The 19,426-nt window shown below is 60.3% G+C and carries 19 protein-coding genes; 8 read left to right on the forward strand and 11 right to left on the reverse strand.

All coding sequences use genetic code 11. From position 1 onward, the window contains the following. Positions 1–36 precede the first annotated feature (36 nt). The 3 genes from HKK52_RS14670 (at position 37) to HKK52_RS14680 (ending at position 1,878) form a co-directional block, all read left to right on the forward strand. Entirely contained in the window at positions 37–630 is a 594-nt protein-coding gene (locus HKK52_RS14670; protein WP_169371410.1) for a hypothetical protein, read from the forward strand. Positions 631–761: 131 nt separating this feature from the next. Continuing rightward, on the forward strand, positions 762–1,160 hold the full coding sequence (locus tag HKK52_RS14675) for a YbaY family lipoprotein (protein ID WP_169371411.1): 399 nt from the start codon (positions 762–764) through the stop codon (positions 1,158–1,160). A 28-nt stretch (positions 1,161–1,188) separates the two neighbouring features. Then, entirely contained in the window at positions 1,189–1,878 is a 690-nt protein-coding gene (locus tag HKK52_RS14680; protein ID WP_169371412.1) for a DUF4197 domain-containing protein, read from the forward strand. A gap of 42 nt (positions 1,879–1,920) precedes the next feature. Here HKK52_RS14680 and HKK52_RS14685 read toward each other — a convergent pair whose 3' ends face one another. The 3 genes from HKK52_RS14685 to HKK52_RS14695 all read right to left on the reverse strand — a co-directional run bounded on the left by HKK52_RS14685 (position 1,921) and on the right by HKK52_RS14695 (position 7,559). Beyond that, positions 1,921–3,258: a Fic family protein gene (locus HKK52_RS14685; RefSeq protein WP_169371413.1), complete on the reverse strand. Its 1,338-nt coding sequence runs from the start codon at positions 3,256–3,258 to the stop codon at positions 1,921–1,923. A 122-nt stretch (positions 3,259–3,380) separates the two neighbouring features. After that, positions 3,381–6,452, reverse strand: coding sequence for an efflux RND transporter permease subunit (locus HKK52_RS14690; RefSeq protein ID WP_169371414.1), 3,072 nt, complete (start codon positions 6,450–6,452; stop codon positions 3,381–3,383). A gap of 6 nt (positions 6,453–6,458) precedes the next feature. Then, positions 6,459–7,559 carry an efflux RND transporter periplasmic adaptor subunit gene (locus tag HKK52_RS14695; protein WP_169371415.1) on the reverse strand — a complete coding sequence of 367 codons (1,101 nt, stop codon included), beginning with the start codon at positions 7,557–7,559 and terminating at the stop codon, positions 6,459–6,461. Positions 7,560–7,653: 94 nt separating this feature from the next. Between HKK52_RS14695 and HKK52_RS14700 the strand changes: the two genes are divergently transcribed. Then, complete coding sequence (locus HKK52_RS14700) at positions 7,654–8,298, forward strand: TetR/AcrR family transcriptional regulator (protein WP_169371416.1); 645 nt, start codon at positions 7,654–7,656, stop codon at positions 8,296–8,298. Between the two features lie 120 nt (positions 8,299–8,418). Here the strand turns inward: HKK52_RS14700 and HKK52_RS14705 are convergent, their stop codons facing one another. Beyond that, positions 8,419–9,201, reverse strand: a complete 783-nt coding sequence (locus HKK52_RS14705) for a class I SAM-dependent methyltransferase (protein ID WP_169371417.1) — start codon at positions 9,199–9,201, stop codon at positions 8,419–8,421. A 94-nt stretch (positions 9,202–9,295) separates the two neighbouring features. Between HKK52_RS14705 and HKK52_RS14710 the strand changes: the two genes are divergently transcribed. Further along, positions 9,296–9,916 (forward strand): energy transducer TonB, encoded by a 621-nt coding sequence (locus tag HKK52_RS14710; RefSeq protein WP_169371418.1) that lies wholly within the window; start codon positions 9,296–9,298, stop codon positions 9,914–9,916. A 4-nt stretch (positions 9,917–9,920) separates the two neighbouring features. Here HKK52_RS14710 and HKK52_RS14715 read toward each other — a convergent pair whose 3' ends face one another. The 7 genes from HKK52_RS14715 to ppc form a co-directional block, all read right to left on the reverse strand. Beyond that, on the reverse strand, positions 9,921–10,616 hold the full coding sequence (locus HKK52_RS14715; protein ID WP_169371419.1) for an extensin-like domain-containing protein: 696 nt from the start codon (positions 10,614–10,616) through the stop codon (positions 9,921–9,923). 2 nt (positions 10,617–10,618) lie between these two features. Then, on the reverse strand, positions 10,619–11,440 hold the full coding sequence (locus HKK52_RS14720) for an isocitrate lyase/PEP mutase family protein (RefSeq protein ID WP_169371420.1): 822 nt from the start codon (positions 11,438–11,440) through the stop codon (positions 10,619–10,621). Positions 11,441–11,473: 33 nt separating this feature from the next. Further along, positions 11,474–12,334, reverse strand: coding sequence for a DUF72 domain-containing protein (locus HKK52_RS14725; protein WP_169371421.1), 861 nt, complete (start codon positions 12,332–12,334; stop codon positions 11,474–11,476). After that, a complete protein-coding gene (locus HKK52_RS14730) occupies positions 12,334–12,642 on the reverse strand; it encodes a hypothetical protein (protein WP_169371422.1) in 309 nt (102 codons plus the stop codon). Before HKK52_RS14730 ends, HKK52_RS14725 begins: the two co-directional genes overlap by 1 nt. A gap of 232 nt (positions 12,643–12,874) precedes the next feature. Then, positions 12,875–13,549, reverse strand: a complete 675-nt coding sequence (gene tsaB / locus HKK52_RS14735) for a tRNA (adenosine(37)-N6)-threonylcarbamoyltransferase complex dimerization subunit type 1 TsaB (RefSeq protein ID WP_169371423.1) — start codon at positions 13,547–13,549, stop codon at positions 12,875–12,877. Positions 13,550–13,642: 93 nt separating this feature from the next. Next, positions 13,643–14,290 (reverse strand): adenylate kinase, encoded by a 648-nt coding sequence (gene adk / locus HKK52_RS14740; protein ID WP_054047246.1) that lies wholly within the window; start codon positions 14,288–14,290, stop codon positions 13,643–13,645. Positions 14,291–14,578: 288 nt separating this feature from the next. Continuing rightward, positions 14,579–17,209: a phosphoenolpyruvate carboxylase gene (gene ppc / locus HKK52_RS14745; RefSeq protein WP_169371424.1), complete on the reverse strand. Its 2,631-nt coding sequence runs from the start codon at positions 17,207–17,209 to the stop codon at positions 14,579–14,581. Between the two features lie 212 nt (positions 17,210–17,421). On the opposite strand from ppc, the gene HKK52_RS14750 reads away from it, so the two are divergent. From HKK52_RS14750 to HKK52_RS14760, 3 genes are all read left to right on the forward strand, one after another. Next, the gene (locus HKK52_RS14750; RefSeq protein ID WP_169371425.1) at positions 17,422–17,766 is read left to right on the forward strand and encodes a pilin assembly protein; all 345 of its coding nucleotides are present in this window, start codon (positions 17,422–17,424) and stop codon (positions 17,764–17,766) included. A 274-nt stretch (positions 17,767–18,040) separates the two neighbouring features. Beyond that, positions 18,041–18,454 (forward strand): DUF4398 domain-containing protein, encoded by a 414-nt coding sequence (locus tag HKK52_RS14755; RefSeq protein ID WP_123507994.1) that lies wholly within the window; start codon positions 18,041–18,043, stop codon positions 18,452–18,454. Between the two features lie 55 nt (positions 18,455–18,509). Continuing rightward, on the forward strand, positions 18,510–19,298 hold the full coding sequence (locus HKK52_RS14760; protein WP_169371426.1) for an OmpA family protein: 789 nt from the start codon (positions 18,510–18,512) through the stop codon (positions 19,296–19,298). Positions 19,299–19,426 lie beyond the last annotated feature (128 nt).

Consider the following 19,426-nt stretch of genomic DNA (forward strand, 5'->3'; position numbering starts at 1 on the left):
AATTGGGTTTTTCATTATCACGATAAGGACATCGCGATGAGCCATCATTCAAACGTCACTCTAACTTTCAAGTTTCCACCTGCTTACGTAGCGCCAACAGATGGCGACTGCGAAACTCGAATCAACATTCAGGTCATTAATACTTCCCGTCCCATCAACGTGGTGAACTGGGTTCATCCCGCAATAGCGGATGGCCAATGGAACTTCTCCTTCCAGCACACGTATGTGGATGTCAGCGTCAAATATCAGATCAATATTCAACTCAGCCACAATCAAAAACCGTTACTGCTGGACCTGGATTACTTTGTCATTGTCGACAAGGCGCCCCATCGGCAGACACTTCACTTAAGTCCAATTGGGCAACTTTATATCGAAGCGCAACAACCAAAGCCTATCGAGCGTGATCAGGCAGTCACGATCCACGCCCATGAACATAATGAGCCGGGCGCTGAACTTGTACGCATTCACTGCGATGAAGAAACGGCCACAGCCTTTTACTTGAATTACGATCCGGCTCAAGCCGTACCAGGAAAACGCTACGCGCTAAAAGGCATGGAAAACAGGTTTGGCCAGAATATATCCGTGTCCCCTGATCTCGCCGTATTAGTGCCCTTTGGGTTCAAAGGCTGACACTTCAACTATTGACCTGTTGAGAGCGCTTGCTCGCCTGCCTGGTTTTTGATTTTCGACGTCTACCGCAAAATCCGCTAAATTCCCCGGGCGCCAGGCTTCTTCTGGCGCCAATGTCTCAGAGGCCCTTGATGAAAAAACTGACGCTTGTTTGTCTGACCAGCCTGCTCGGTGCTTGCCAGACCCTGCACCCTGGCGCCAAAACCAGCCTCGATGGCGAAGTGTTCTACCTGCAACGCATCGCCCTGCCGCCAAGCGCCACGTTGAGCGTCAGCCTGCAGGACGTGTCCCTGGCCGACGCGCCCGCCGTGGTGCTCGATGAGCAGAAAGGCCCGGTCAAAGGCCAGGTGCCGCTGCCGTTTCACCTGAGCTACGACCCGGCGCAGGTCAAACCCGGTCATCGTTACTCGGTCAGCGCGCGCATTGAAGTCAATGGTGAGCTGATGTTCATCACCACCGAGAACCACGCCGTGCAACTCGATGGCAACGATCCGCAACCGCTGAAAATCCGCGTCGACGCCGTCCGTTAATATCCCTTATTCGTACAAGGAAGCCGCCATGCTCCGCCCTACCCTTCGCTTCGCCGGCCTGTGCGCAGGCTTGATGATTTCCGCCAGCGCCCTCGCGCTGTCCCTCAGTGACCTGTCGCAACAAGACGCCACCGGCGGCCTGAAAGACGCCCTGACCCAAGGCGCGCAATTGGCCGTGAAACAACTCGGCACGCCGGGCGGGTTCAGCAACAACCCGGACGTGAAAATCGAACTGCCAGGCAAGCTGGGCAAAGTCGCCAGCAAGATGAAAGCCTTCGGCATGGGCGCCCAGGTTGATCAACTGGAAACCAGCATGAACAAAGCGGCGGAAACCGCCGTCACCCAGGCCCAGCCAATCCTGGTCGATGCCGTGAAAAAAATGAGCGTGGCCGATGCCAAGGGCATTCTCAGCGGCGGCAAGGACTCGGCCACCCAATACCTGGATAAATCCAGCCGCGAACAGATCCGCGCCAAGTTCCTGCCGATCGTCAAGCAAGCCACCGACCAAGTAGGCTTGGCCAAGCAATACAACTCGTTCGCCGGCCAAGCAGCGACTTTGGGTGTAGTCGACGCGAAGAGCGCCAACATCGAAAGCTACGTGACAGAGCAGGCGTTGAACGGCTTGTTCGAGATGATCGGCAAGCAGGAAGAAACCATTCGCCAGAACCCGGCAGCTGCGGCTACCAGTTTGGCCAAGAAAGTCTTCGGTACGCTGTAAACCCGTTGTTGATCGTTCCCACCGCGTGGGAACGATCAAGCGTCAAGCAATCCGCAAGAAAAACACCCACTCCCGCCCCATCTTGCGCTTCTCGAACACCTCCAAATCGACCAACCCGTTCAGGGTGGCCGTCGCTGTTTTGTATGAGCAATCCAGATTGTCCATCACGTTGACCGCCGTAAACTCCTTAGCCATCCCGCTCTTGGCCACTTGGTAAACCGCCCGCTGTTTTTCGGTGAGCCGGTCGAAAAAACCGGATGCCAACAGCCATCGATCAAAGTCCTCCGCGTACGCCAGGCTTTTGCGATAGGTCTCAGTAAAACCAGTCACAGCCCGCAAGATCACCGAACACTGGAAGTCGATGAAGTAAGTCAGGTCCAGGTCGTCGGCTTCGGTGTAAAGATAGGAGCGCCCGTATTTCACCGGCGCGTTGCGCAGCAGAACGCTGATGGCAATGTAGCGGAAGGCCGAAAAGTCATGCTTGAACATGAACCAGTAGAACAGCGCCCGGGCGACACGACCGTTGCCGTCGCGAAACGGGTGCTCGTAGCCCAGGGCAAAATGCAGCGCGATGGCTTTGATCAGTGGATGAAGGCAGTCAACCCGATTAGGGTCGTCGTGGGATTGATTGATCCACTTCGACAGCGCCTGCAAGCGTGACACAAGCCCCGCCGCTGGAGGCGGTGTGTGGACGGTGTTGCCCTCGCCGTCCTGCACCACGACGTCGTCGTTGATCCTGAAGGTCCCCGGCGCATATTGCGCGTCATCGATGCCTTCGACACCCACCCGATGGATCGCCGCGATCAACTCGATGCTCAAGGGTTCGTAACGTTTTTCCCAGGCGAAATTCATCATCTTGTAATTGCCGATGACCATTCGCTCATCCGGCGTGCGTGGCAGGCGCTTGCGCTTGAGCATGTCCTTGGCCACGCGCGTGGTGGTCGCCGCACCTTCCAGTTGGCTGCTGCTGACGGCTTCGTCTTCAATCAAGTCATTGAGCAGATAGCTGAAATGCGCGCGTTCACCGATCTGGCTGGTCATATACTCCAGCGCGGCAATGGTGGCTTGCCGATCGACCGCCGAAATGGCTTTTTGCGCGACCGGTGTCAGCACGAAACTGCCCCACTGGATCGGTTCTCCCAATGGCAGCAGGCTGGCGTACTGGGCGGTTCGGGCCTTCTTGACCAACGCCCAACAGAGATGGCTATCCAGTCCCGGCGCCCAGCGGTAGCGCAGATCATCAAACGGCAAGTAGCGCCCCTGGTCATCCAGGGGTTTTAGCAACGCCAGGTAATCCGACAGGCGTTCCTTGTGAGGTGATTGCGCCAACAGGTCGAACACCGGGTCGGTCCGGCCCTTCAGCGCGGGGGGCTTTTTCATTGCGACTGTCTCAAGAACTCGTCAAACCGAGCCTGGAGTACAGCATTGAGCCCTCTGCGACTCAATATCAGAGACTTCTGAAATTCCTGTAGGAGCTACCGCAGGCTGCTCCTACGTGGGGATCAGGCCGATTCTTTCTTGATCCTGAACCACGCCGCATACAGTGCCGGCAGGAACAGCAACGTCAACGCCGTCGCGACAATCAACCCGCCCATGATCGCCACCGCCATTGGCCCGAAGAACACGCTACGCGACAGCGGAATCATCGCCAGTACCGCCGCGAGTGCTGTCAGCACAATCGGCCGAAAGCGGCGCACTGTGGCTTCGATGATCGCTTGCCAGGGTTTGAGCCCGGCGGCGATGTCCTGTTCGATCTGGTCCACCAGAATCACCGAGTTGCGCATGATCATCCCGGACAGGGCAATGGTCCCGAGCATGGCGACAAAGCCGAACGGTTGGCGGAACACCATCAGGAACAGGGTCACGCCGATTAATCCCAATGGCGCTGTCAGAAACACCATCACCGTGCGTGAGAAACTGCGCAGTTGCAGCATCAGCAACGTCAGCACGACGACGATGAACAGTGGCACGCCAGCCTTCACCGAGTTCTGCCCGCGGGCCGAGTCTTCCACCGTGCCGCCGACTTCCAGCAAGTAGCCGTCGGGCAGTTCGGCGCGAATCGGGTCGAGGGTCGGCAGGATCTGTTGCACCAGGGTCGCCGGCTGTTCCTTGCCATAGATGTCGGCGCGAATCGTCACGTTGGGCAGGCGGTTGCGGTGCCAGATGATGCCTTCTTCGAAGCCGTATTCCAGGGTCGCGATCTGCGACAGCGCGACGCTTTTGCCGTTGTCGGTGGGCACCGCCAGGCTCGGCAGCAGCGACAGCTCAGTGCGTTCATGCACGGTGCCGCGCAGGAGGATTTCGATCAACTCGTTGTCTTCGCGGTACTGGCTGACGCTGGAACCGGTCAGCGAGCTTTGCAAAAACTTCGACAGGTTGGCGGTGCTCACACCGAGGGCTCGGGCGCGGTCCTGATCGACGTTCAGATAGACAACTTTGCTCGGTTCTTCCCAGTCCAGATGGACGTTGACCACATGAGGATTCTCGCGCACCTTTTCCGCCACTTTGCGGGCCAGGGCGCGCACTTCTTCGATGTGCTCGCCGGTGATGCGGAACTGCACCGGGTAGCCAACCGGCGGACCGTTTTCCAGACGCGTGACCCGCGAGCGCAGGGCCGGGAATTGTTCGTTGAGGGTTTCGATCAGCCAGGTGCGCAGGATTTCGCGCTCTTCGATGGTTTTCGCCAGGACGACAAACTGGGCGAAGCTCGCCGCAGGCAATTGCTGATCCAGCGGTAGGTAAAATCGCGGCGAACCGGTACCGACGTAAGCCACGTAATTGTCGATACCGGCGTGATCCTTCAGCAGACGTTCGAGGCGTTTAACCTCATCGTTGGTGTTGCTCAGGGATGCGCCTTCGGCCAGTTTCAAATCGATCATCAGTTCAAGACGACCGGAGGCCGGGAAAAACTGCTGCGGCACGAAGCGGAACAACACGATGGAGGCGATGAACAACACCACGGTCAGCACGATCACGGTCTTGCGCCAGCGCACACACCACTCCACCAAGCGCCGAACCCGTTGATAGAACGGCGTGCCATAAGGGTCAGGCTGACCGTCAGCCGTGCCGTGTTTGGCGGCGTGAATCTTCGCCAGGTCCGGCAGGAGTTTTTCCCCCAGGTACGGCACAAACACCACGGCGGCAATCCACGAGGCCAGCAGCGCGATGGTCACCACCTGGAAGATCGAGCGGGTGTATTCACCCGTGCCCGACTGCGCGGTGGCAATCGGCAGGAACCCGGCTGCGGTGATCAGCGTACCGGTGAGCATCGGGAACGCGGTGCTGGTCCAGGCATAGCTGGCGGCCTTGATCCGGTCGAAGCCCTGCTCCATTTTGATCGCCATCATTTCCACGGCGATGATCGCGTCGTCCACCAGCAACCCCAGGGCCAGCACCAGCGCGCCGAGGGAGATCTTGTGCAGGCCGATGCCGAGGTAATACATGCAGGCGAAGGTCATCGCCAGCACCAGCGGAATGGCCAGCGCCACGACCATGCCGGTGCGTACGCCGAGGGAGAAAAAGCTCACCAGCAACACGATTGCCAGGGCTTCCACCAGCACCTGGACGAACTCGCCAACACCGGTTTTAACCGCGGCGGGTTGGTCCGAGACCTTGCGCAATTGCATACCCGCGGGGAGGTTTTTCTGGATGCGATCGAACTCGACTTCCAACGCCTTGCCCAGCACCAGAATGTCGCCGCCGTCCTTCATCGCCACGGCCAGGCCAATCGCATCTTCGGCCATGAAACGCATGCGCGGCGCCGGTGGGTCGTTGAAACCGCGACGCACGTCGGCGACATCGGCGATGCGGAACGTACGATCACCGACCCGGATCGGAAAGCTTTTTATCTGCTCGACCGTCTGAAAATTCCCGGTGACCCGTAGCTGCAATCGCTCGCTGCTGGTTTCGAAGAAGCCGGCGGTCGACACTGCGTTCTGTTCCTCAAGGGCCTGTTGGACTGCCGCCAATGGCAGCCCAAGGGTCGCCAGTTTGACGTTGGACAGTTCGATCCAGATCTTCTCGTCCTGCAAGCCAAGCAGATCGACCTTGCCCACATCCTTGACCCGTTGCAGCTGAATCTGGATGCGGTCGGCGTAGTCCTTGAGCACGGCGTAGTCAAAACCATCGCCGGTCAGGGCGTAGATATTGCCGAAGGTGGTGCCGAATTCATCATTGAAGAACGGGCCTTGAATGCCCGGAGGCAGGGTCTGGCGGATGTCGCTGATCTTCTTGCGGACCTGATACCACAGCTCCGGAATCTGCGCCGAGTGCATCGAATCTCGGGCAATGAAGGTCACCTGGGACTCACCCGGGCGGGAGAACGAGACGATGCGCTCGTACTCGCCGGTTTCCATCAGCTTCTTTTCAATGCGCTCGGTGACCTGGCGCGAGACTTCCTGGGCCGTGGCCCCCGGCCAGTTGGTGCGAATCACCATGGCCTTGAAGGTGAACGGCGGGTCTTCGCTTTGTCCCAGTTTGGTGTAGGAAAGTGCGCCGACAATCGCCAGTAAAAGCATCAGGAACAGTACGATCTGGCGGTTACGCAGCGCCCATTCGGAAAGATTGAAACCCATCGGGAATTACTCCTTGTCCGCCAGATTGACCACGCGGTTGGAGCGATCCACCGGGCGCACTTGCTGCCCGTCGTGAAGCACATGAACCCCGGCGGCCACCACCCAGTCGCTGGCGCTCAACCCTTCGAGCACCGGCACGGTTTTCTCACCGAAGGCACCCACCCGGACCGGGACTTTCCTCAACGTATTGTTGGCACCTACCACCCACACGTAGGTGGCACCGTTTTCTGCGGTGACTGCCGACAGCGGCACGGCCAGCGACACCACGGCGGCGGTCTGGATAAACACCCGGGCGCTCTGGCCGAGTTCCGCCGGGACTTTGCCGGAGGTGAAGGCAATGCGCGCGGCGAAGGTTCGGGATTTGGGATCGGCCGCAGGCGACAGCTCGCGGATGCGCCCGGTGAAACGTTGATCGGGTTGGGTCCAGAGTTCCACCGACACCGGTTGATCGACCTTAAAACGGCCGAAGCTTTGTTCCGGCAGGCTGATCAACACTTCGCGCTCGCCATCGGTGGCAAGGGTGAACACGGTTTGCCCGGCAGCGACCACTTGACCGACTTCAACGGCACGCTTGGCCACCACCCCATCCTGCGGCGCACGCAGCACCGCGTAGCTGGCCTGATTGGTCGAGACGTTGAACTCGGCTTTGATTTGCTTGAGGCGCGCTTCACCGGATCGGTAGAGGTTTTCGGAATTGTCGTACGCCGACTTGCTGACCATCTGACGGTCCATCAGCGTCTTGTAGCGATCCCGTTCGGCGCGGACCAGGTTCAGATTGGCTTCGGCGGCGGTGACCTGGGCGCGGGTGGCTTCCAGTTGCAGGCGCACGTCCTGGGGATCGAGCTCGGCCAGCGGCTGATCGGCCTTGACCCGCTGACCTTCCTCGACCAGTCGTCGGCTGACTTTGCCGCCAATGCGGAATGCCAAGTCCGGCTCATAACGGGCGCGAACTTCACCGGGATAGCTTTCCATCGCCTGGGCCGAAGGCTCGGGTTGTACCACCATGGCCGGTCGCACGCTGACTTGCGGCGCCTCGTCGTGACCGCACGCCGACAATAAAAAAGCCAGTGTGACTGGCAACGCGAGGGGCAAGGCATAGCGGAACATGGTGAAGGACCTTTCGCTAATGGTGCTTGGAATAATTATACTGGCCGGTATGTTATTAATAGCAAACTCACCAGTCCAGTATTAAAAGCGAAGAATGTCGAACAATCTTTCAGCATCCAATGGTCCGGGCCGCCCCAAGGATCTGGCCAAGCGCCAGGCCATCCTCGACGCGGCGAAAATTCTGTTTCTGAGTAATGGTTATGCGAGCACCAGCATGGACGCCGTGGCCACCGAGGCGGGGGTGTCGAAGCTGACGGTCTACAGCCATTTCAATGACAAGGAGACACTGTTCTCCGCCGCCGTAGTCGCCAAGTGCGAAGAGCAACTGCCGCCGTTGTTTTTTGAATTGCCGGACGGCATTTCGGTGGAAACGGTGCTGTTGAACATCGCTCGTGGCTTTCATCAACTGATCAATAGCGATGAGTCGGTGAACCTGCATCGGTTAATGATCAGCCTGGGTAGCCAGGACCCGAAACTGTCGCTGATCTTTTTCGAGGCCGGGCCTGAGCGCATGTTGAGTGGCATGGAGCGCTTGCTGAGCCGGATCGATCAGGCCGGCGCACTGAGCATCGATAAACCGCGCAATGCCGCCGAACATTTCTTCTGCCTGCTCAAAGGCGCGGGGAATTTCCGCTTGTTGTATGGCTGCGGTGAGCCGTTGATCGGCGAGGCGGCGGAGAGCCACGTGCGGGAAGTGGTGGGGTTGTTTATGCGGGCGTATCGGTCAGCGTCAGCCTGATGATCGTTCCCACGCTCTGCGTGGTAACGCCTCAATGGACGCTCCGCGTCCGCTTCGGCAGGGACGCGGAGCGTCCCGGGCTGCATTCCCACGCAGGGCGTGGGAACGATCAGTGCTGAATCAGGGCTTGAGCGCCTTCTTCGGATAAATGTCATACCGACTGGATTTCCCATCCAGCGCATGACTCGGCTTCGGCCCGGCAATGCACGGCGCCTTGCGCGGGCGCTTGACCACCACCCGGTGGCTGGCCAGGGCCAACGCCGCTTCGAGCAAGGCCGGTGCATCCGGGTCATCGCCCACCAGCGGGCGGAACAGGCGCATTTCCTTCTTCACCAGAGCGGTTTTCTCGCGATGCGGGAACATCGGGTCGAGGTAGATCACCTGCGGCGGCTCGCCTTCCCAATTGCGCATGACTTCAATCGAATTGCCTTTGAGCAAGCGCATCCGCGCGACGATGGGCGCCACGTCGAAATCTTCCGCACCGCGAGCCAGGCCATCTTCCAGTAACGCACCGATCAGCGGTTGACGTTCGATCAGGCTCATCTCGCAACCCAGGCTCGCCAGCACAAACGCATCCTTGCCCAGCCCCGCCGTGGCATCCAGTACCCGTGGGCGCACGCCTTGGGCGATGCCGACCGCCTTGGCGATCATTTGTCCGGTACCGCCGCCGAACAACCGACGATGGGCCGCGCCGCCCTCGACGAAGTCCACCCGCACCGGCCCCGGCGCATCCGGCCCCAGCTGTTGCAGCTGCAAACCCTGTTCGCCCACCTGCAAGGCAAACTCGCCGTCATCCACCTGCATGGGCAGGCCCAGGCGCTCGGCCCATTGCTCGGCCTGTGGCTGAAACGCCGGGGCCGAGGCCTCGACATGGATGCGGCAGGCCGCGGGTTGTTCAATCATGGGAAAAGGTGCTCAAAAAATTAATGATCGGCCAAAAACGTCCGATAACAAAACTATCGAGCATTTTGCCAGAGCTGAGCGTCGACCGAGAAAAATGTCAGACATTCAAACCACATCCGTAGGCTATATATCGCGTCATGGCGATTATGGGCTGCGAAACTCCCAAGCACTGAGCGGCGTCAGTCACCTGTGGCAAGATTTTTTTGCCCAGGCCCTGGCCGAACAGTCGAGCGATGTGGTGCCGGCGTGCGGGACTTTTCCACCGGTGGATCTGGAAAGCCCGGTCGAACCGACCGTCGGCAGCGAGCTCTACGCGCACATCATTTCCCAGCGTGAATGCGATGTAACGGAAACCCAGGTCAAGCCGCCAGAGCCGCTGTTCCTGCCGATCGCCGAGTTCGAAATGGAGCTGGCTGACAAACCTTTCCCGCCGTTCCCGCCGGATGAAATCGTCGCCCAGCAGCAACAGCAGAACTTCGAAAGTGGCTGGGTGCGCCCAATCGTCCTCACTGCAGGCCAACCTGTGCCAGCCGCCGGCCCGGCGCCGCAGCCGCGTCCGTTGCATCTGCCAATCGCCGAATTCGAACTGCACCTGCTGGACAAACCGTTCCCACCGTTCTCACCCGAAGAACTGGTTGAACAACAGAAACAACTCGATTTCGACAACGGCTGGGCGCGCCCGATCGTGCTGCAGAACCTGCGCATCGCCGCTTAAGCCTTTAGCGACACACCCACCACGGCCCCACATCCACATGAAAGTGATTGCGATGGGCGGCGTTGTAGTCCGGGCTCAACACCACACTGAACATGTCGCAGGCGCTGTCGCGAACCAGGCGCAGGAACCGCGCGTCCCGATTATCCTTGGGCCAATCCTTGAGCACGCTGATGGTTCGGCCATCGGCCAAGCGAAAACCGGCGATATCCAGCGCATTGGCGCCGGCGTGCTGGCTGCGGGCGCCGTTCTCGCGGTTGTACATGTTGCGGCAAGCGAAGCTGCCGAGGTGATCGACCCGCGTCACAGCTTGGCCGTAGACCGTCTGAGACGCTGGCTGCAAGGCGTGGCGCTCGAACAGGGCGAACGCCACCGCCAACGGGCAACTGGCGAGGAAACTGCTGCTCAAGGCCACCTCGCCGCCTTGGACGCGCAGGGTGTTGGCCAACGGGCAAGCCGCGTCCGGGCTATCGGCCTGGCGTGCGACGCGCAAACCGGAGGTGCTGAGTGCCTGGTCGCACAATTGCGGATCATTGCGCAGGCGCATCAGTTTGTAGCGGGTCAGAAAATTCGGCGCCGCGCTCACGTCCAACGGCGCCCTGGGATTCCACTGCGCGGGCACGGAAATCCAGCCACGCCAGACGCTGACCCCCACCGCTCCAATCACCAACAACACCAGCAGCAATCCCTTGGCAAACCGCATCGTCAGTCCTTGAACAACTGATTGGCCTTCGCATACGGCATGGAACGCGATGTAAAGCTGAACGTGCCCGACGTCTTGATCTCTTCAGCCGCGCGGAAGAACTCGCCATACGCCGCCAGGGCCAGCGCCGAACCGACGCTGATGCGTTTGACGCCCATCTCGCTCAACTGCTCGACCGTCAACTTGAGCCCGCCGGACATCAACACATTGACCGGTTTCGGTGCCACGGCGCGGACCACCGCCAACACGTCTTCGGCGTTGCGCAGGCCCGGCGCATACAACACGTCGGCGCCGGCCTCGGCGAACGCCTGCAAGCGGCGAATGGTGTCGTCCAGATCTGGATTGCCATGCAAGAAATTCTCGGCGCGAGCCGTCAGCATGAAAGGAAACGGCAGGCTGCGAGCGGCTTTCACCGCTGCTTCGACACGGGCGACGGCATGTTCGAAACAGTAAATCGGCGCGTCTGCATTGCCGGTGGCATCTTCGATCGAACCGCCGACCGCGCCCGCCTCGACTGCGCGCAAAATGCTCTGGGCGCATTCGTCGGGATCATCGGCGAAACCGTTTTCCAGATCCACCGCCACCGGCAGATCAGTCGCCGCGACAATCGCCCGAACATTGGCCAGGGTGTCGTCCAGCGACAATCCGCCATCGGGGCGAGCATTGGAAAAGGCATAACCGGCGCTGGTGGTCGCCAGTGCCTCGAAGCCCAGGCTGGCGAGCATTTTCGCCGAGCCGGCGTCCCACGGGTTGGGAATGACAAAAGCCCCCGCGCGTTCATGCAGCGCTTTGAACGCCTGGGCTCGAAGGGTTTGCGCATCCATTGGCAGGCTCCTGAAAAGAGGAAGGAATCCGCCTCAGAGCAGGCCAAGTTGCTCGGCGGCGGGCTCTCTGTATAGCTCAGGCAGCGGCGGCAAGCCAGGCAAACGCAGCATCAGTTTTGCGTGAAAACGTTGCGCCAGTTTCGCCGCCAGCAGGTTGTCGGCGGTGTGCAGGAAGATATAAGGCGTGCGGCCCTCTTCAATCCACACGGCGATCTTCTCGATCCACGGCACGAGGAACGGATCGTTAGCCTCCAGGTGCGGATGACCGATGAATCGCACCTGCGGGAATTGGGTGAACGCTGCCGGGCGCGGAGGCACCCTGGGCTTTTTCGATTGGGCGTGGAGCACCGACGGATCAGTCGATATGCAACTGAACAGCGCTCGCGGATCAAGGCAGATGCGCTCGACGCCGCGATCCAGCAGCAGGCGATTGAGCATGCGCTCGGCATCGCCCTTAGCGAAGAATTCGTCGTGCCGCACTTCCACCGCCAGCGGCCGGTCCACGGCATCGATAAAACCGGCCAGCTCCGACAGTCGTTGCGGAGTGAAGCTTTTCGACAATTGCAGCCAAAGTGGCGAAACCCGCTCGCCCAGCGGGCTGAGCAATTGCAGGAAGGTTTCGGCAGCGGTCAGTTGCTCGCGCAGGTCGCCGCTGTGGCTGATGTCGCCGGGGAATTTCGCGGTGAAGCGAAAGTGTTCGGGCATGGTTTCGGCCCAGCGCTGCACGGTGCTGGCAGCCGGGCTCGCGTAGAAGGTCGTATTGCCTTCAACGGCGTTGAATACTTGAGAATAAAGATTGAGGAATTCGGCGGGTTTTGCGTCTTGCGGGTAGAGATAGTCGCGCCAGGCGTTTTCACTCCAGGACGGGCAACCGAGGTAGTAAGGCAGCAACATCAGATGTAGAGGTCGAGACCCAGCACATCAGCGTCCCAATCGACAAAACCGGCGGTGCTCAGGTAGCTGGCCAGGGCCATCGCCACGCTTTTGCTCATGGCGCGGTGGTAAATCATGTCTTGCTGACGGGCGGGGAGATTGCTCAAGCGTTGCGCGGAAGCTTTGGCGGCGCGGGCGGCCAATTGTTCTTCGGATGGGATTTCCAGCTCGCCGTCGATGTCATCAACGGATTCATCCAGCGCGATGTTGCCTTTGCGAGGCTTGCGCTTGATGGGGTAGGACTGAGAGGAAAAGCCGTCTATACGCATAAGTGCATGCTCGGTATCAGTGATGGCAGTTTAGTGGCGCACAAGCCACTTCGCAAACTGTCGAGTGATAACTAGAACACATAAAAGGAAAAAGGTTTAAAGCCTGGGGTTAGAAACTGACGATTGGCGTTGCTTGTTAGATCGCTTTCGCGGGCAAGCCTCGCTTCTACGGATCACATCGACCTGTGGGAGCGAGGCTTGCCCGCGAAGAAACCAACTCGGTCTGGAAGCATCAACGCGCTTTGGGCGTGGCAACCTTGTCCCGCAAATAAACCGGCTGCGCCTCATCCGCCACAATCGCCTCACCGCGTTCCCAGGCAAACCGCGCCAACGTCAGCAGGTCTTCGGCATGGGGCAACATCCCCGCGTCCTGCCCGCTCAGATTGACGCCGATGCGCTCGGCATAACCCCAACCGGTACCCGCGCCGAACCACTCGCCACTGGCATCCGCCGGCAACGCCGCCACTTCCGGCGGCAACACCGCTTCGTTGCCGACAAGCCGCATCTCCCCGGCCGTTTCGCGGTAGCAGCCCCAATACACTTCATCCATCCGCGCATCGATGGCCGCCGCGACCTGGCTGACGCCGTGTTCGCGAAAGGCGCGCTGGGCCAGCACGGCCAGGTTCGACACCGGCAACACCGGGCGCTCCAGCGCAAACGCCAGCCCCTGCACCACGCCGATGGCAATCCGTACGCCAGTAAACGCGCCCGGTCCACGACCAAAGGCGATGGCGTCCACCGCTTGCAGGGTGGTGCCGGCGTCGGCCAGCAGTTGCTGAATCATCGGCAACAATTTCTGCGCGTGAAGGCGCGGGATCACCTCGTAATGGCTCGTGACCTTGCCGTCATGCAGCAAGGCAACGGAGCAAGCTTCAGTCGCGGTGTCCAGGGCCAGCAAGGTGCTCATCGATGTTTCCGTAAGAGAGGTCAGAAAAAGTGCGCCAGTATAAACAACTACGGCCCGCAAGCGGGCCGTAGAAGATGAAGCGTTTCAGACTTTTCAGTTCAGCGCTTCAAGCACCTTGCCGGTGATCGCTTCCACCGAGCCAACACCTTCGATGTGGCTGTACTTCGGCTTACCTTGAGCGGTGGACAGCTCCTGATAGAACTTAACCAATGGCTCGGTCTGCGCGTGGTAGACCGACAGACGATGACGCACGGTTTCTTCGGTATCGTCCTTGCGCTGCACCAGCTCGTCACCGGTGATGTCGTCTTTACCGGCAATTTTCGGCGGGTTGTAGACGATGTGGTACACGCGGCCGGAAGCCTCGTGAACACGACGACCGGCGATACGCTGGACGATGTCTTCGTCTTTAACGTCGATTTCGACCACGTGATCCAGCTCGACGCCGGCTTTCACCAAGGCTTCAGCCTGGGGAATGGTGCGCGGGAAACCGTCGAACAGGAAACCGTTGGCGCAATCGGCCTGGCTGATACGTTCCTTGACCAGGTTGATGATCAGGTCATCGGAGACCAGACCACCGCTGTCCATGACGCTCTTGGCGATCAGGCCCAGCTCGGTGCCGGCCTTGACCGCTGCACGCAGCATGTCGCCAGTGGAGATTTGCGGAATGCCGAATTTTTCGGTGATGAACTTAGCCTGAGTACCTTTACCGGCCCCGGGAGCTCCCAGCAGAATGACGCGCATCGATGTGCTCCTCAATTTTTTATATAGATAACGTCAGATTCGCCTCGTGGGGCCAATCTCAAAAATAGGGTCGTGGCCGCCCAAACGGCCAAAGGCTGATCAAGATACACAGCAGGCCCTGACCACACAAGCCGCCGAAAGTCGGAGAAACCCGCGCCGGTCGCGACCTTTGGACGAGGTGCCCCTAGTCGCAACCCCGTCATTAACTGTCGCCTGCCAGACCTTTTCCGCCCCTCGCCCACAAGCACCTGGCGCGAGCGCCAAGTGCCAGGACCCAAGAGGAAAACCTTAGCCGGTATTTCGCAAACCGGCGGCAATCCCCGCCACAGACACCAGCAGCGCCTGTTCTACCGGGCTGCCCTGCGCCACTTCCTGTTGCCGCGAACGGGCCAGCAACTCGGCCTGCAATAGATGAAGCGGGTCGAGGTAGGTGTTGCGCAGGCGGATGAATTCCAGGGTGTCTGGGCTATGTGCCAGTAGCTGCGACTGCCCGGTCAGGCCAAGGACCACGGCGCAGGCCTGCGACAATAGGTCGCGTAAATGCGCCCCCAAAGGAAGCAGATCGGGCTCGACCAGCCGCTCATCGTAAGACTGGGCAATGTCCGCGTCGGCCTTGGCCAGCACCATTTCCAGCATATCGATGCGGGTGCGGAAGAACGGCCACTGCTCGCGCATCTGCCCCAGCAACTCGCCTTCTCCACGCTCCAGAGCCTTGCTCAGCGCCGCCTCCCAGCCGAGCCAGGCCGGCAGCATCAGGCGCGTCTGGGTCCAGCCGAAGATCCATGGGATCGCCCGCAGGCTTTCAATTCCACCGGCGCGGCGCTTGGCTGGACGACTGCCCAACGGCAAACGACCGAGTTCCTGTTCCGGGGTCGACTGGCGGAAGTACTCAACGAATTGCGGATTTTCCCGCACCACGGCGCGGTAAGCGCTGACGCCGTCAGCCGCCAATTCGTCCATCAAGTGGCGCCAGGCCGGCTCCGGCGGTGGTGGCGGCAGCAAGGTCGCTTCGAGCACCGCCGCCAGGTACAGATTGAGATTCTGCTCGGCGATGTCCGGCAAGCCGAATTTGAAACGAATCATTTCCCCTTGCTCGGTGGTGCGGAAACGCCCTGCCACCGAACCCGGTGGCTGCGACAGAATCGCCGCGTGCGCCGGGCCGCCGCCACGGCCCACAGTGCCGCCGCGACCGTGGAACAACAGCAGTTCCACTTGTTGCTCGCGACAGATATCGACCAAGCGTTCCTGAGCCCGATACTGCGCCCAGGCCGCCGCCGTGGTGCCGGCGTCCTTGGCCGAGTCGGAATAACCGATCATCACTTCCTGCGGCCCTTGCAGGCGCGCGCGATAGCCCGGCAGCAGCAACAGTTTTTCAATCACCGGGCCGGCGTTGTCGAGGTCGGCAAGGGTTTCGAACAGTGGCACCACGCGCATCGGCCGCAACACGCCGGCCTCTTTGAGCAGCAGTTGCACGGCCAGCACGTCGGAAGCGGCGCCCGCCATGGAAATCACATAGGAGCCGAGGGACGCACCCGGGGCGGCGGCGATTTCCCGGCAAGTCGCCAACACTTCGGCGGTGTCGGCGGACGGTTTGAAGTACGCCGGCAGCAACGGCCGGCGATTGTTTTGCTCGCGCATCAGGAAGGCGATGCGCTCTTCCTCATTCCAGTCTTCGTAGCGACCGAGGCCCAGGTAATCGGTGATTTCGGTCATGGCCGCGGTGTGCCGGGACGAGTCCTGCCGCACGTCGAGGCGCACAAGGAACAAGCCGAAGGTCACCGCCCGACGCAGGCAATCGAGCAGCGGACCGTCGGCGATCACGCCCATGCCGCACTCGTGCAGCGAGTTGAAGCACAGTTCCAGCGGATCGAGCAGGTCGCGGTTGTTTTGCAGCACATCGGCCGGGGCCGGCGTGGTCTTCGTCAACGAGGCATGCGCCCAGTTGCGCGTGGCCCGCAGGCGTTCACGCAATTGCTTGAGCACCGCGCGGTAAGGCTCGGCGCTGTCGCCGGCCTTGGCTTTCAGCGCTTCGCTGGCCTGCTGCATCGACAACTCGGCGGCCAGGTGATCAACATCGCGCAGGTACAAATCCGCCGCCATCCACCGTGCCAGCAACAGCACTTCGCGGGTGACCGCCGCCGTGACATTCGGGTTGCCATCGCGGTCGCCGCCCATCCACGAGGCGAAGCGAATCGGCGCCGCTTCCAGTGGCAAACGCAAGCCAGTCGCGGCGTGCAGCGCCAAGTCGGCCTTGCGCAGATAATTAGGGATCGCTTGCCACAGCGAATGCTCGATCACCGCAAAGCCCCATTTGGCTTCGTCGACCGGGGTCGGGCGGGTGCGGCGAATTTCTTCGGTGTGCCAGGCTTCGGCGATCAGGCGCTGCAATTTCGCCTGGATCTGCTCGCGCTCGGCGCTGGTCAGGTCACGGTGATCCTGGGCGGCCAGTTGCGCGGCGATGGCGTCGTATTTCTGGATCAGGGTGCGGCGGGCGACTTCGGTCGGGTGCGCGGTCAGCACCAGTTCGATTTCCAGCCGGCCGAGTTGTCGAGCGAGGGATTCGGCGCTATGGCCTTCGGCGCGCAGGCGGGCGAGCAATTCCGGCAACACTCGCGCTTCGAACGGCGCCGGTTGCGACTCTTCGCGACGGTGAATCAGTTGATATTGCTCGGCGATATTGGCCAGGTTGAGAAACTGGTTGAACGCCCGCGCCACCGGCAGCAACTCGTCTTCGCTCAACTGGTTGAGGCTGGCGCTCAGCTCGGCGTCCATCGAACCGCGACGGTCAGCCTTGGCGCCCTTGCGGATCTGCTCGATCTTGTCGAGAAAACCGTCCCCGTACTGTTCACGAATGGTGTTGCCCAACAGCTCACCCAACAGGTGAACATCCTCGCGCAAGCGTGCATCAATATCGGTCATCAGCAGTTCTCCAGCAAAAATCCGGGCGGCTTTCACACCATGCTTTGAAGTCCAAGAGTGCCGCCGTAAAGCGCTTCTTACAAGCAAACGACGAAGGGACTTTAAACCTTAGGCGTTAAAGCTAGTCTCAACAGTACGCCGTATAACGGCTGCCGCCGGCCACAGCCGGCACTCACCCTGCCTGCCACGAGCAGGTGCGCAATGAGGTCATTATGAAAATCCGTGAGCTGGCCCAGCATTGGGAAGAAAACGCCAAGGGTCGCCTGACCGACACTGGCTACACCATTCACCTGGACCTGGAAGCCGCCGCCCGGCTGGCAGCGATTACCGAAATGTACCCCAAACGGCACCCCGAAGAACTGCTGGGCGAATTGATCGGTGCCGCGCTGGAAGAGCTCGAAGCGAGCTTCCCATATGTGAAAGGCCAGACCGTGGTTGCCACCGATGAAGAAGGTGATCCACTGTATGAAGACGTGGGTCCGACCCCGCGTTTTCTCGCGTTGTCCCGGCGTCATTTGCACGATTTGTCGGCCGATGGCGACAAGCAAAAGCACTGACTTTCGCGCCTCTCCCCGCCTCCATAACTACGTATTCCCGAGCCTGTCCCAGGCCGGGAATACCGCTGCGCATCGCGAAAGTTCCCGTCCTAGAGCCTTGTCCGTTCGGTCAAAGTTTTTTTAGGCAATGGGCCATCTTCTCTGAACTTTTGAAAAACCCCTCGGGTCGTACCCAGTAACCACGCCTGGTACGGCCGTTTCAAATCACGCTTTGAAAACATGGTTACGGCCCCTTGGACCAGGATGGATTCAGATGTTTTTCAGGAGATACCCAATGGAGTTGAAGACCATGAAGACCAGCACTGCCAAATCCTCGTTCACCCACCTGCGCGGTCTGAAACTGGCTGCCCTGGCAATCGGCAGCACCTTCGTCCTCGCCGGTTGCGCTGGCAACCCGCCGACCGAGCAGTACGCCGTGACCCAATCCGCCGTGAACAGCGCCGTCAGCGCCGGTGGTACTGAATTCGCAGCCGTGGAAATGAAGTCCGCCCAGGACAAGCTGAAACAAGCCGAAATCGCCATGCACGACAAGAAGTATGACGAAGCCCGCACCCTCGCCGAACAGGCCGAGTGGGACGCTCGCGTCGCCGAACGCAAGGCCCAGGCGATGAAAGCCGAACAGGCTGTGAAGGATTCCCAGAAAGGTGTTCAGGAACTGCGTCAGGAAAGCCAGCGCACTGTGCAGTAAGCGCGCATCCGGACCACACGCCTGAAGCTCTTATCGATAGAAAGGACGAACCATTATGCGTAAACAATTGATGATCCCCGCTCTCCTGGCCGCAAGCGTCGCCCTGGCTGCCTGCTCCACTCCGCCGAACGCGAACCTGGAACAGGCCCGCGTGAACTACTCCGGCCTGCAAGCCAACCCGCAAGCGAGCAAAGTCGCGGCCCTCGAGACCAAAGACGCCAGTGATTACCTGGACAAGGCCGACAAGGCTTACCAGGACAAACAGGACCAGGCCAAGGTCGATCAACTGGCTTACCTGACCAACCAGCGCGTGGAAGTGGCCAAGCAGACCATCGCCCTGCGCACCGCTGAAAACAATCTGAAGAACGCAGCCGCCCAACGTGCCCAGGCGCGTCTGGATGCCCGCGATCAGCAGATCAAGCAACTGCAAGACAGCCTGAACGCCAAGCAGACCGATCGCGGCACCTTGGTGACCTTCGGTGACGTGCTGTTCGCCACCGACCGTGCTGACCTGAAGTCCAGCGGTCTGGTGAACATCAACAAACTGGCGCAATTCCTTCAGGAAAACCCTGATCGCAAAGTGATCGTCGAGGGTTACACCGACAGCACCGGTACCGCGAGCCATAACCAGTCGTTGTCCGAGCGTCGTGCCGGTTCCGTGCGCATGGCACTGGTGAAGATGGGTGTTGATCCAGCACGCATCGTTGCCCAGGGTTATGGCAAGGAATACCCGGTTGCCGAAAATGGCAGCGCGTCGGGCCGTGCGATGAACCGTCGGGTGGAAGTGACCATTTCCAACGACAACCAGCCAGTGGTGCCACGTTCGGCGGTTAGCTCGAACTAAGCGTCACGCTGTAACTGAAAAGCCCCGCCTGATCTGATCAGGCGGGGCTTTTTTATGCATTTCTGTAGGAGCGAGGCTTGCCCGCGAAGGCGTTGTGTCAGTCAACCCATTTGTTGAATGTTAAACCG

The sequence above is a fragment of the Pseudomonas sp. ADAK2 genome, assembly GCF_012935755.1.
Lineage (GTDB): Bacteria > Pseudomonadota > Gammaproteobacteria > Pseudomonadales > Pseudomonadaceae > Aquipseudomonas.